Genomic DNA, 14,070 nt, shown 5'->3' with positions numbered 1-14,070 from the left:
CATGGATCAACCGGTACAGCTCGCTCACCGGTCGTTCTCCCTCACGAAGAAGGCCGTCGCTTTTTTCAGGATCTCGATCGTCTGCCGCTGTTCGCGGATCTCCTTGCGCAGCCGCCGCAGTTCCTCGCGCTCCGCGCTGGTCAGCTCGCCCGGGGCGCCCTCACCCTGGTCGGCCTTGGCCCGGCGGTACCAGCCGCGCAAAGACTCCGAGCTGATGCCGAGTTCCCGGGCGACCGCAGTGACCGTCTTCCCTGAGGAGTCGACGAGCGCGATCGCGTCTCGCTTGAACTCCTCGGTCTACCTCTTCGTGTACTTGCTTCCCACCTGGTGCTACTTCCTCTGGAACCTCAAGATCCCAGTCTCCAGGTGTCCACGATCAAGGGGAAGCTTCACCCGCCCTTCAGACGGGGTGCGGGACGCCGACTTCCGTCACAACTTCCTTACGCGGCGTCAGTTTTGCCTTCTCTTCACGTTATCCTGTGTGCTAGTCGGACTTCTGTGGATCAACTGCAGCGTCTTTATGATTCCCTTGACGAAGAGCAGATTCTTTCATCAGTGAACCATGTCCTTTTATTTACTTATTGGTAATCACTTGTGAGGCATTTTGCCCCAGTTGGTTCTGATGGAAATTCATTGACGCAGGCAAGTTCTCAGGTTTTGATCACCCCGCTGTGAACAGCAGTGAAGGTTCTGTGATCGCGGGGGTCGGGCTGTGTGGCGTGCCGGAAGACGGCTGAGATGGGTGGCGACATCTGCGTTGCTGGTGCAACTGGTGGGTGCGGCGGGTGCGCATGCGGTCGCCGACGCGCCCACAGGGAATGCTTCCTCGGTCACGGATGACGCGACGGGTCTGTCGCCCGAGGCTGCAGCGTCGCAGAAGGCCGCGGAGTCGGGTTCGCCCGTCGAGGTGGCTGCCGAGACGACGCCCACGCAACTGGTGACGGCACAGCCGGACGGCACGTTCACCGTCGAGTTCGATGCCGAGGCTGTACGTGCGCGGCAGGCGTCGCGCTGGGTTCCCGCCGACACCGACCTCGCGGCGACCTCCTCCGGTTTGGTCGTGCCGAAGGCCGCCGCTGTGGACATCGCCTTTTCCGGGGGTGGCGTGCATGATCCTCTGGCGCGGATCACGAAGGACGGCAAGACCTACAGTGTCGGCTCACCCTGGACACTGCCGACGCCGGCGCTCTCCGGTTCGACGGCGACGTACGCGGACGTCCTGCCCGGCACGGACCTGGTAGTGCAGGCGACGGCGGACGGCTTCAGCGAGAACCTGGTCGTCAAGTCCCGGTCGGCGGCCGACAACCCGGATCTGTCGAGCGTGCGCTTCCCTGTCTCGGTCGACGGCGTTTCCGCGTACGACACCCACTCCGGTGGCGCGGCCTTCGTCGACGCCGAGGGCCAGCCGGTATTTACCACCGGCAGCGCGCTGATGTACGACTCCTCGACGTCTGCGGCCTCTACGACCTCCTCTGCGGCTGCCACCGCCGCCACCGCGCCCAGGGCTTCCACCGCCTCGTCCACGACTGCGTCGCGGGCCTCGTACGACGTGACGAGCGCCGCCCTGCGGACGGCCGTGACCGAAGCGGGCACCCTCGACGGTCCCCACCCCGGTGCCCGCGCGACCGCCATGGACGTGACCGCCTCGGACGACGCGCTGACAGTGAGGCCGGACAAGTCGTTCCTCGACGACCCGGACACCACCTACCCCGTGGTGCTCGACCCGCAGACGACCAGTGCGTCGCTGTCGGGGTGGACGACGGTGTGGACGAGTTCGCCGTCGACATCGTTCTGGAAGACCTCGCACGCCCTGGGTGTCGGCTACGACGCATGGGTGGACAACAAGAAGGCCCGCGCGCTGTACCAGTTCGACACGCACACTCTCGGCGGCAAGAAGATCCTCTCGGCGACCTTCACCGCTCTTGAGGTGTGGTCGGCCAACTGCACCCACAAAGCAGTGCAGTTGTGGCGTACCGGGTCGATCGCGTCGTCCACGACCTGGTCGAAGCAGCCGGCCTGGTCCGCCCAGGTGGACTCGGTCAGCACGGCCAAGGGCTATTCGTCGTCCTGCCCCGGCGGGAACGTCGACTTCGACGCCACCAAGGCGGTGAGCTACACCGCCGGGCAGTCAGCATCGACCACCACACTGGGGCTGCGGGCGGCCGACGAGGGCGATGACATCGCCTGGAAGCAGTTCGCCTCGCCGTCTGACCACAAGCCCACTCTGTCGGTGACGTTCGTGTCGAAGCCGTCCGCACCGACGGGTGTGAAGCTGTCGAGCCCGAACCTGACGTGTGCGACGTCCCGTACCACGGCCGCCGTGATCCGGGACACGACGCCCAGGCTGGGAGCGGCCCCGAAGTCGGCGGACGGATCACAGTCGACGCTGCGGCCGAACTTCGAGGTGTACAAGTACGACGCCGACGCCACCGACCCGCTGGTCGGCTCGGGCAGCCCCTCGGCCTACACGACCTCCGGTACCACCGGCACGTGGACGTCTCCGACGCTGACGAACGGGCAGACGTACTGGTTCCGCGCCCGCAGCCAGTACAAGTACTCCTTCGATGGAACCACCGGCTACATGTACTCGGGTTGGACCAGTGGGTGCTGGTTCCGGATCGACTCCTCGGCGCCGGTGCAGCCGGACGTCGACTCGACGACCTACCAGGAGTGTGCGAGCCCGGACAGTCCGGACGACTGCACGGCCTACGGTGGTGTGGGCGCCCCGGCGACGTTCACCCTCAAGGCCAACGGGGCCACGGACGTGGTCAAGTACACCTATCAACTCAACGACAACCCGGTGCGGACGAAAACCTTCGCGGCTACCACGACCAGCTATGCGGTGTCCCTGGCGCCGGACGTCCGCGGGGTCAACACCCTGACCGTCCAGACCTGGGACGCGCCAGGCAACGCCTCCATCAGTTACACGTACACCTTCAAGGTCGCGCCCGGGGCGGGCCCGGTCGCCCACTGGTCCCTCAACGAGGGAACCGGCACCACGGCCACCGATTCGGTCGGCGCGCGGACGGCGACCCTGGCCGGTTCGGCCGGCTGGTCCTCACTCGCCCGGCTCGGCACCTCCCTCCAGACCAATGGGACTTCGTCGTACGCGGCGACAGGCTCGGCCGTTCTGGACACCACCAAGAGCTTCACGATCTCGGCGTGGGCCCGCCTTACGGGTACCGCCCACAACGCGGTCGCCGTCTCGCAGGCGGGCGTCAACGGGTCGGCGTTCGCGATCTACTATTCGACGTCCTACGACGCCTGGGTCTTTAACCGGTACACCACGGACGTGACGGCACCGGCCATTGTCCGCTCGACGGGTACCACCACGCCTGAGGTCGGTGTCTGGACGCATCTGATGGGTGTGTACGACGCGCAGGAGCAGACGATCCAGCTGTTTGTCAACGGTCTGGCGCAGGGTGATCCCGTTTCCTTCACCACGCCCTGGCGGGGCACCGGCGGTCTCCAGATCGCCCGCGGCCAGTACGGCAGTGCGTTCACCGACTATTTCCCGGGTCAGGTCGACGAGGTGGCCGCCTGGAACCGGATCCTGTCGAAAGAGGAGATCGCAGACCTCCAGGCGATGACCAACGCCGACACCGGCCAGGCACAGCCGGCGCTCGCAGCCGGGTGGGGCCTCGACGAGACCTCTGGAACCAGCGCCGCCGACTCCTCCGGATACGGTCACACGGCCACGGTCGCCGGGGGCGGCGGCTGGAGCACCGACACCGACGGCGGTAAGGGCAACGTTCTGTCCCTGAACGGCACTTCGACGGCTGACGCCTCCGCGAACGGACCGATCGTCGACTCTCAGGGAGATTTCACTGTGGCGGCCTGGGCCAAGCTCGACACGGCCTCGCTGTCCGACACCTCCGTCGCACACCACATGCGCGTCGCCACCCAGTCCGGCGGCGTTCGTGACTCATGGGGTCTGTGGTACGACCAGGCGGCGGGCTCCGCGCAGGGCATGTGGGTGTTCGGTCGTACCACAGCGGACGCCGCCGGCACCGCGGCCACGGTCGTGAAGGTGCCCGCCACCACCGCTTCGGCACAGCTGGTCGACCCGGGCGACTGGACCCTACTCACCGGCCTGTACGACGGTGCCCACCACCAGCTCTTCCTCTACGTCAACGGAGTCCGCCAGGGCGCGCAGGGCGACACGGACACCGATGACGACACCGGCGACGGCGTCGTGTTCACCTCGCCCTGGCAGGCCATCGGCACCTTCAACATCGGTCGCGGACGGATCAGCACGGGCGCGTACAGCGACTTCGCCCACGGTCTCGTCGACGACGTGCGGGTGTGGACCGGTGTCATGTCGGACACTGCCATCGACCAGATGTACGTCAACGAAGCGCCCATTCCGCTCTAGATCACAGTGCCGACAGCATCGGTACGCATACGAAAACTTTCGACACACGGGGAGTTCAGTCATGGGCGGGCCAGGGCACAGACGGCGGGAACAGGTGCGCCGGATACGACTGTGGGTTGTCGGGGCCACGACGAGCGCGCTGGTGGCCACCAGCCTCGGCACAGCGCCTGCGGTGTGGGCGACCCAGCGTCACGGACACCACACCGTGGCAGCGCCAACGGCCAAAAACGGTAAAGCGGTTGCCTTCAAGGTGAAGACGGCTGCGAAGAAGGACCCGGTGAAGGCCGCCGCCGCTCGTACCGTCAAGATCCTTTCCCGGGGAGTGAGCTGGCCCACTGCTTCGGCCAGGACGTTCCCGGTGGCGGCGAGGACGGCCAAGTCCACCCTGGTCGGCCGACTTCCAGTGAAGGTGACCCCGCCCCCCAAGGGCCGGGCCCCCACGAAGGTCACTGTCAGGACGGCCCCGCACGGGACGGCCACCGCTCTCGGCATCCATGGCGCGGTCCTCTCCCTCACTCGGGCCGACGGCCGGAAGTCCGCAGCCAAGGCCCGGTTCACGCTGGACTATTCGGGCTTCGCGAACGCCTACGGAGGCGACTACGCCGCCCGGCTCTCCCTCGTACGCCTCCCCGCCTGCGCGCTGACCACCCCGCAGCTCAAGAAGTGCCGTACGACGACGCCGCTGCCCACGACAAACGACACCGCGACGCACACGCTCACCGCGACCACCCCGGTCGCGCTGGCCGCGACGACCGTCGCAGCGACCGCCGACGCCAAGTCCGGGGCCGGTTCCTACGCGGCGACCCCGCTCAACCCGTCCGCGTCCTGGAACGCCGGCGGCTCAAGCGGCGACTTCACGTGGTCGTACCCGCTGTCGGTGCCACCTTCCAACGGCGGCCCGTCACCCAACCTGGCCCTCACCTACGACTCCCAGAGCATCGACGGCCGCCTGCCCTCGACCAACAACCAGCCCTCCTGGGTTGGCGAGGGCTTCGACATGACCACCGGGTACATCGAGCGCTCATACGACTCCTGCGACGACGACGGCCAGTCCGGCAAGAACGACGAGTGCTGGGCGAACGACAACGCCACCCTCGTCCTCGGAGGCAAGTCCAGCCCTCTGATCAAGACGAGCTCGGGCGAGTGGCACGCGAAGACCGACGACGGCGAGCGCGTCACCCGCTCCACGGGCGCGACCAACGGCGACAACGACGGCGAGTACTGGACCGTCACCACCGCGGACGGCACCCAGTACGTTTTCGGCAAGAACCGTCTGCCGGGCTGGGCGACCGGGGACGCGGTCACCAACTCCACTTGGACAGCCCCGGTGTTCGGTGACGACTCGGGCGAGCCCGGTTACGACCAGGGGACGTCGTTCTCCGGCCGTGCGCTGACCCAGGCCTGGCGCTGGAACCTCGACTACGTGGTCGACCCGCACGGCAACGCCATGGCGTACTGGTACACCAAGGAGACCAACTACTACGCCAAGAACGGCACCACCACCGCCAACGGCACGGCGTACGACCGCGGCGGCTACCTCAGCCGCATCGACTACGGCATCACCTCCTCCACCGTCTTCGGCACCGCCCCGGAGAAGGTCTCCTTCACCACCGCGGAGCGCTGCCTGGTCACCAGCACCGAGGACTGCTCCTCGCTCACCTCATCCACCTCCTCGCACTGGCCGGACGTGCCGTTCGACCAGATCTGCGCCTCGGGCAAGGTGTGCACGGCAACCGGGCCGACCTTTTTCTCCCGCAAGCGACTTACGGGCATCACCACGAGCGTGTGGGACGCGAGCCTGGCCACGCCCGCCTACCGTGACGTCGACTCCTGGGCGCTGTCCCAGTCCTTCCCCGACCCGGGTGACGGCACCTCGGCCGGACTGTGGCTGAAGTCCATCACCCGTACCGGAAAAGACGGTTCGACCAAGGCCATGCCGCCGGTCGCCTTCGCGGGCGTCCAGCTCTACAACCGTGTCGACACCACCCACGACGACATCGCCGCGCTGGTCAAATGGCGAGTGCGGACGATCACTTCGGAAACCGGCTCGGTTCTCACCGTCAACTACTCCGACCCGCAGTGCGTCGCCCGTACCACCATGCCCAGCGCTCCCGACTCCGACACTTTGCGCTGTTTCCCGACGTACTGGCAGCCGCCGTTCACGGCGGACCCCCAACTGGACTGGTTTCACAAATACGTTGTCACCCAGGTCACCGAGTCCGACCCGACCGGCGGCGCCCCGCTGAAGGAGACCGATTACACCTACAACGGCTCCCCGGCCTGGCACTACGACACCGACAACGTCACCGCCCCCGCCAAGCGCAAGACGTGGGCGCAGTGGCGCGGCTACGGCAGCGTCACCACGACCACGGGCGATGCGCAGTCCACCCGCACCAAGACGGTCGCCACGTATTTCCGCGGCATGGACGGCGACAAGCAATCCGACGGCACCACCCGCAGCGTCAAGGTCACCGACTCCACGGGGGCTTCCGTCACCGACTCCGACCCGCTGGCGGGCACCGTCCGGGAGTCCATCACCTACAACGGCTCCGCCGAGGTGTCCGGGACGATCACCGACCAGTGGATCCACCAGACGGCCACGGACGGCACTCGCAGCGCGTACTTCACCCGCCCGGCAGCCGTGCATTCCCGCACGGACCTGTCCTCGGGCGGCACGCGCAGCACGCTCGTGTCGACCACGTACGACTCGACGACCGGTGCGGCGCTGACCGTCGACGATTCCGGTGACACGGCCGTCAAGGGCGACGAGCAGTGCACCCGCACCACGATCGCGAACAACACCACCGACTGGCTGATGGCGTTCCCGGTGCGGGTCGAGACCGTCGACGTCGCGTGCGACGCCACCACCACCCGACCCGACGACGTGGTCTCCGACAACCGCACCCTCTACGACAGCAAGTCCTACAGCACCGCCCCGACCCTCGGCGACGAGACATCGACCCAGCGCCTGTCGTCGTACAGCAGCGGCACCCCCGTCTACCAGACGGTCTCCACGAGCCACTACGACACCCAGGGCCGCGTCGACTCCGTCAAGGACGCCGACTCCACGACCGTCAGCAAGACCACCTACACGCCGGCCATGGGCGGCCCGCTGACCAGCACGGTCACCACGGACGCCAAGAGCTACCCGACGACCACGAACTTCGACCCCGCACGGGGCATCGCCACCTCGGTCGTCGACCCCAACAGCAAGCGCACCGAATACGCCTACGACGGCCTCGGCCGCCTGACGTCCCTGTGGCTGGCCAACCGCAGCAAGTCCTCGGGCCAGAGCGCGAGCCTCGTCTACACCTACACGATCTCCAACACTGCCGCCTCCGTGGTCTCCACGGGCAAACTCAACAACGACGGTACGACCTACGACACCACGTACGCCCTCTACGACGCCCTGCTGCGCCCGCGCCAGACCCAGACTCCCGCACCGGGCGGCGGCCGGGTCATCGCCGAGACCAAGTACGACAGCCACGGTCTGGCCGTAGAAGCGGACGCCGACTACTCGGACACCAAATCCCCGTCCGGGACACTGGCGAACATCACCTCCGCGGTTCCGTCCCAGATGCTGACGACGTACGACGGCGCGGCCCGGCCCACGGCGGAGGACTTCCACGCGGTGGGCACCAAACGCTGGACGACCTCCACGGCGTACGGCGGAGACCGCGTGACGGTCACCCCGCCCAAGGGCGGCGTCGCGACCACGACACTGACCGACACGCTCGGCCGCACGGTCGAGACCCGGCAGTACGACGACGGCACGCCGTCGCCGTCCGGCTCGCACACGTCGATCAAGTACACCTACAACCCGAAGGGCCAGCTCAAGGAGGTTGTCGACGACGCGGGCAACACCTGGTCGTACGGCTACGACCTGATGGGCCGCAAGATCACCTCGACGGACCCGGACACCGGGACGACGAGCACGGCATACAACGAGCTGGACCAGGTCGCCTCCACCACGACCGCAGTCGGCACGTCCGACGAGAAGACGCTCAGCTACTCCTACGACATCCTCGGCCGTAAGACCGATCTGTACGACGGCACCACCAAGGACGCGGTGCATGAACTGGCCAAGTGGACCTATGACTCGGTGCGCAAGGGCCAGCCGACGTCCTCGATCCGGTACGTGGGCGGGTCGTCCGGGTCCGGGAGTGCGTACATCAGCCAGGTCGGCGCCTATGACGACCTGTACCGGCCGACCCTGACCCGGGTCACCGTTCCATCGGTCGCGGACGAGGAGGCGCTCGCCGGTACGTACACGTCGACGACCGGCTACAACCTCGACGGCACCGTCCAGGTCACCTCCGACCCTGGGGCCGGCGGACTTCCCGCCGAGTCGCTGGAATACGGATACAACGACCTGAGCATGCCGACGACGCTGAACGGCGCCACTGGCTACGTTCAAAAAACGAGTTATTCGAAACTCGGTGACGTCGCGCAGCTCACACTGGGGGTTTCGTCCTCCGACACCGCCAAGTGGCTGCAGATCACCAACACCTATGAGGACGGCACCCGACGTCTCCGGCGGGAGCTGGTCACGGACGACGCCCAGTCGGCGCCCGTCCAGGACACGTCGTACACCTACGACGACGCGGGCAACCCGACGAAGGTCGCCACGCACGCCGACGGCACCGACGATGTCCAGTGCTACCGCTACGACGGCCACGACCGGCTGAGTGAGGCGTGGACCGCGACGGACGGCTGCTCGGCAGACCCGTCGACAGCGGTCCTCGGCGGCCCGGCACCGTACTGGCAGAGCTTCCAGTACGACGACCTGGGCAACCGCGACACCCAGACCGACCACGCGACTAGGGTGGGTGGTTCGGACACGACGACCTCATTCGCCTACCCGCCTAAGGGCACGGCCCAGGCGCACACGCTGACGTCGTCGACCACGGTCGTGGGCTCCACGACGACCACGAACTCGTACACCTACGACGGTTCGGGTCAGACCCACACCCGCACTCTCAACGGCAAGACTCAGACACTGGACTGGGATTCCGAAGGCCATCTGGCCAAGGTGACCAACGCGGACGGTACATCCGCTTCCTACCTGTACGACGCGGACGGCAACCGGCTGCTCTCGCGCGACGGCTCCGGTACGACGCTGTACCTGGGCGACACCGAGGTGCATCTCGCCAAGGGCGCGACGACGGCCACAGGCACCCGCTACTACGAGTGGGCAGGCCAGACCGTCGCGGTGCGCACGAGCACGGGCGGCCTCCAATGGCAGGTCACCGACGCGCACGACACCGCGGAGACAGCGGTGGACGCGACGACGCAGGCGGTCACGCGGCGGCGGCTCGACCCGTTCGGCAACACTCGTGGCACACAGCCGACTTCGAGTGCATGGCTGGGAGACAAGAGCTTCGTCGGCGGGGTGCAGGACGCCGTCACGGGCCTGACGCACCTGGGGGCGAGGGAGTACGACCCGACGATCGGCCGCTTCGTCTCGGACGACCCGGTCCTGGAGCTGACCGACGCTCAGCAGATCGACGGATACACGTACGCGGCGGACAACCCGATCACAGGCAGCGACCCGACAGGCCTGCAAATGCCTGCCGACCAAGGCTGCACCTCGTGTCAGTCGGACGGCACGTCTTACCTCGTTGACACCGGTTCTGTCAACGACACGAGCTCCGGCACCCACCACAGCTATGGAAGCGGGGGCGGAGGCGGTAGCGGGGGCGGGGGCGGGCGCGGTGGCAGCTCCCACCACAGCTGCGGCTTGTCCCTCTCCTGCTACGCCAAGAAGGCCTACCACGTGGTCGAGCGGCACCCGGTACTCGCAGCCGTGGTCGCCACGGCGGTGGTGGTCGGCGCGGTCGCATGTGTGGCAGCGACGGCGGGCGCGTGCGGCGCCGTGCTGGTCGCGGGCGCCGAGGGTTTCACGGCCGGGGCCGAGATCGGTGGCCTGGGGGCCGCAGTGACGGGGGCCGCGGCCGGGGTGATCGGCGAAGGCGGGGCCGTGGTCGTCGGATCGGCGAGCATCGCCGGAACCGGGGTCGCAGCCGTCGCCGAGGGCACGAGAACGGCCACGGCGGAGGACTCGGCAGCGGCCAGCGGTGCCAAGGCCCATCGATCGGCGGCGGACGACACGTCCCGGGGCGCGAGCCCGCGCGTGGGCAAGGGGGTCGGAGCCCCGCACGCGAAGAGCGTCACGCGGAAGGGGCGTACCGACAACTCAACCGTCATCGCGGGCCACGGTTACTACGTGCTCGGAGACGGGGACGCTACGGTACCGACCGGGACGTGGGTGAAGTTCTACGTCGAGGACGGGAAGAAACTCAAGGACTCCATCGGTCTCGCCGTGGAAACAGGTGCGAACATTCCTCCCATCGAGACGTTCGGGCCCGGACGGAGCATCCCCGACTACACCGTCGACGTCCCCGACAACCTGAACATCAGCAGCAAGTCGATCAGTGTGTTGGAACCCACCAAGTTGAGTGACATCCTGGAACCGAACATGGGCGCGTGCCACGTCGTGGTCTGCCGCGAGTACAAGAATCCCAGGAGGTGAATGATGGCGTACTACAAAGACCTCAGCACGTACGAGTACTCGGACCACGCTGACGAGCCGGGCTGGACGGGTGGGGGTGCGTCCCCGCTGAACGTGGGATGGCTCGCCGAAGGACATGATTTTCCGCAGGGCGACGTGCCAGAGGGGTTCGTGGAAGCCCTCCTGGAGCTGGCCAAGGACGCGGTGAACGTCTACCGGGGCATGCACTTCTGCGACTTCTGCCCGACCTTCCAGGAAGCGCGGAAGAACGTCAGGTTCCGAGACGTGTTCATCGGCAGCGGCGAGGTCCATGTGAGGGGCGGCGAAGGCCATGTCTACGCTGCCCCGGCGCTGGTCGTGCATTATGTGGCGGACCATGCATACCAGCCGCCGCGGGAATTCGTCGACGCGGTACTCGCGGCGGGGGCGGGAAAGTGACGGGCGCACGCGCGGAACGCCGTTCCGCCGGCACCGAGACTCTGCTGGACGTGCTGCTGCGCTGGACATGGATCCGGCGCCGCACGCCCGCGCGGGACATCGCCGACTTCGACAGTGGGCAGCCGCTGCGGGTCGTCGGGTTCACGCAGAGCATCGGCGGGACGGTCGAGGTCCCGGTCGGCAAGGGCAAGCAGGTGGTGCGGTTGAGGCGGGGGTATCTCCGGCTCGCCGTCCGTGAGGCGCCGGCTTGGAGCGATACGCAGGGCGGACGGAGTGCGACCCTCCAAGCGCCGTTCCGGCTGAGGCCGGCGAGCAGGAAGGTGCGGCTCGCACCGAAGTTCGAGAGGTACGAACTCGTCACCGGCGCCGGGACGTACGACCTCGCGGTCCCGAAGAGGGACGGGGAACTGATGCGGCACGCGTTCGGCAAAGGGGCGGAGTCCCGGTGAGCGAGGGCGAGTCCCGCGCGGGCCTCGACGCTCGGCACACCGCTTGACCGTATGAGTTGTCGGTCACCTCATGGACGTGCGAGGAGCTTGCGTCAGCGCACCGTGCGCCGGGGAAGCGAGACCGGAAACCGATATCTGAACAGCACCCGGGTCACCGACCAGGTCGATGTCCGGTGAGTTCTGCGTCGATGCCGCTCCCTGCTAGTTTCGTAGGCAGAGCGCCAGAGCGCGAATCCTTCGATGCTTGTAGAGCTGCCACAGCCCGTGTAGCGGGCACGCGAAGGCGGTAGCGCTCGCGACAGTGACGCTCGCGGTGGCCGCCCGGTGGCCGGACGCCTTTGGACGACATGGAACGAGGCGGCACAGGACAACCGGCCGTGCATGCTCTGATCAGGCCGGACATCACTCGGCAGCACGGCGCGGCACCGGAGAGCACGAACGCTCTCGGTCTCGTAACGCGTAGGTCTCGGGTTCGAATCCCGAAAGCGGCTCCGATGAAGAACCCCAGGTCCGCGGCCTGGGGTTTTCTGTTGCCTATGTCGGGTCCTGGGCCCGCGGTACCCCCGTATGCGCAGGGGTGCCGCAGGCGAAGGGGTCAGTCCTCGGTCGGGGTGCCGAGTTCGGTCACCTCTACCCAGTTGACGGTCTCGTCGTCGAAGCGGAGCTGGTTTTCCCAGGTGTCGGAGGCGATCACGGCGTACAGGACGTCCTCGCCGTCCGGGGCGCTGGGGTGGAGGAACGAGGTGGCGTCGGGGCCGAGGTGTTGGACGCTGCGGGCGATCCAGACGTGGCCGCCGTCGCCGTCGTCGTACTTCACGGCCCTGAGGACCTCGTACCGGGCGAGGTCGGACTCCGTGTTCGGGTTCCATTCCAGCAGGACGCCGTCCTCGCGGGGCGTCGCCTTCAGGCCGGTGACGGGTGCCGGGGCGATGTCGTCACCGTCGGTGGTGGCGGAGGCCGGGGCGGAGACGGGGGAGCGGTTGCCCGCCCTGTCGACGGCGACCACGGTGTACGTGTACGTGTGGCCGCGGTCGACCGTCTCGTCGGTGTAGGTGGCTCCCCACACGCCGGCCCGGTAGAGGTGGCCGTCGCGGTAGAGGTCGTAGCGGTCGACGTCGTCGCTGGTCGACGGCGTCCACCGCAGCACGATGCCGGTACGCGGCTTGAACACGGCCGTCATGCCGGTGGCCGGTGCGGGTGCGTGATCGCCACGGGCGGCGGACGCCGTCGCGCGTGTCGCCGAGGGGTTGCCGGCCGCGTCGACGGCGGCGACGTAGTAGGTGTAGGCCGTCCGCTCGGCGGCGGCCTTGTCGGTCCAGGAGGGCGAGGGCACCGTGGCGACCTGGGTCACCGGGGCCTCCGGGAAACCCGGCTCGGCTTGCCGCCGGCGGAAGACGGTGTACTCGGCCGCACCCGGGACCGGCTGCCAGGCCAGCGCCACGCCGTCCTGCCCGTCCGTCGCCGTGAGGCCGGCCGGTGTCGCCGGGGCGGTGCGGTCCGCCGTGGTGGCGGACACGTCCGCGCTGCCGGTGGACTCATGGCCGGCCTTGTCGACGGCGCGGGCTTCGTAGAAGAAGGTCTGGCCGGTCACGGGCGGCAGGTCGGCGAAGGACGGGGAGGTGAGCAGCTTCGTGCCGCTGACCTTCGTCCAGGCGGTGTCGCTCAGCCGGCGGTAGACGCGGTAACCAGCGAGATCCATCTCCTTGTTGGGCGTCCAGCGCAGGGTGGCCTTCGCCGTCGTGCGGTCGTACGCGGCGGTGGGCCCCGCCGGCGCCAGCGGCTTGACCGTGTCCGCCTGGGCGTCGGTGCGCGGGGTGTACGTGAAGGCGGCGGAGGCGTAGCCGGTCCACGCGACGTAGTCCACGCGGAGCGTGTGCCTGCCTGCGGGGATGCTCAGGTCGACGGTCTTGCGAACGGTCGAGGAAACGTTCCGCCACAGGTCGATCCGCCGCGCGCCGTCGATGTAGACGCGTATGCCGTCCTGTGTGGCCGCGGCGAGCCGGAACGGGCCGCCGGAGCCGAAGTCCCGGGTGACGGACCAGCGGACGGAGAAGTTGTCCTTCGGCAGCGTGACTCCGGCCGGGTCGCCGTAGCCGTAGTTCTCGGAGATCGCCGAGTCACAGGCGGTCAGCTTGGGCGTGCCCTTGAAGGAGGTGTTCGCGTAGTACTGCGCGGTCCAGGACGGCGACGCGCAGGTGACGGCGGAGGCCGGGGTGGCGGTCAGCAGACCGCCGGCGGTGGCGAGGGCGGCCGTCAGGGCCGCCGCCGCCACGCGGGTACGAGTTGTCACAGGAAAA

At 68.0% G+C, this 14,070-nt stretch carries 5 protein-coding genes and 1 pseudogene; 4 read left to right on the top strand and 2 right to left on the bottom strand.

The window, feature by feature from the left end; translation table 11 throughout:
* Positions 1–24: 24 nt before the first annotated feature.
* Positions 25–285, bottom strand: a pseudogene (locus ACFWN1_RS00905) (transposase); the annotation flags it as partial.
* Positions 286–907: 622 nt separating this feature from the next.
* Here ACFWN1_RS00905 and ACFWN1_RS00900 point away from each other — a divergent pair.
* From ACFWN1_RS00900 to ACFWN1_RS00885, 4 genes are all read left to right on the top strand, one after another.
* Positions 908–4,375: a LamG-like jellyroll fold domain-containing protein gene (locus ACFWN1_RS00900; protein WP_384356757.1), complete on the top strand. Its 3,468-nt coding sequence runs from the start codon at positions 908–910 to the stop codon at positions 4,373–4,375.
* A 250-nt stretch (positions 4,376–4,625) separates the two neighbouring features.
* The gene (locus tag ACFWN1_RS00895; protein ID WP_384356754.1) at positions 4,626–10,907 is read left to right on the top strand and encodes a putative adhesin; all 6,282 of its coding nucleotides are present in this window, start codon (positions 4,626–4,628) and stop codon (positions 10,905–10,907) included.
* Between the two features lie 3 nt (positions 10,908–10,910).
* Positions 10,911–11,324 carry a hypothetical protein gene (locus tag ACFWN1_RS00890; protein ID WP_384356751.1) on the top strand — a complete coding sequence of 138 codons (414 nt, stop codon included), beginning with the start codon at positions 10,911–10,913 and terminating at the stop codon, positions 11,322–11,324.
* The gene (locus tag ACFWN1_RS00885) at positions 11,321–11,773 is read left to right on the top strand and encodes a hypothetical protein (protein ID WP_384356748.1); all 453 of its coding nucleotides are present in this window, start codon (positions 11,321–11,323) and stop codon (positions 11,771–11,773) included. Before ACFWN1_RS00890 ends, ACFWN1_RS00885 begins: the two co-directional genes overlap by 4 nt.
* A 595-nt stretch (positions 11,774–12,368) precedes the next feature.
* Here ACFWN1_RS00885 and ACFWN1_RS00880 read toward each other — a convergent pair.
* Entirely contained in the window at positions 12,369–14,063 is a 1,695-nt protein-coding gene (locus ACFWN1_RS00880) for a fibronectin type III domain-containing protein (RefSeq protein WP_384356745.1), read from the bottom strand.
* Between the last annotated feature and the right edge of the window lie 7 nt (positions 14,064–14,070).

The organism is Streptomyces sp. NPDC058459 (genome assembly GCF_042721685.1).
Lineage (GTDB): Bacteria > Actinomycetota > Actinomycetes > Streptomycetales > Streptomycetaceae > Streptomyces.
The sequence above is the reverse complement of the archived record's forward strand: the minus strand, read 5'-3'. Positions and strand labels throughout refer to the sequence as shown.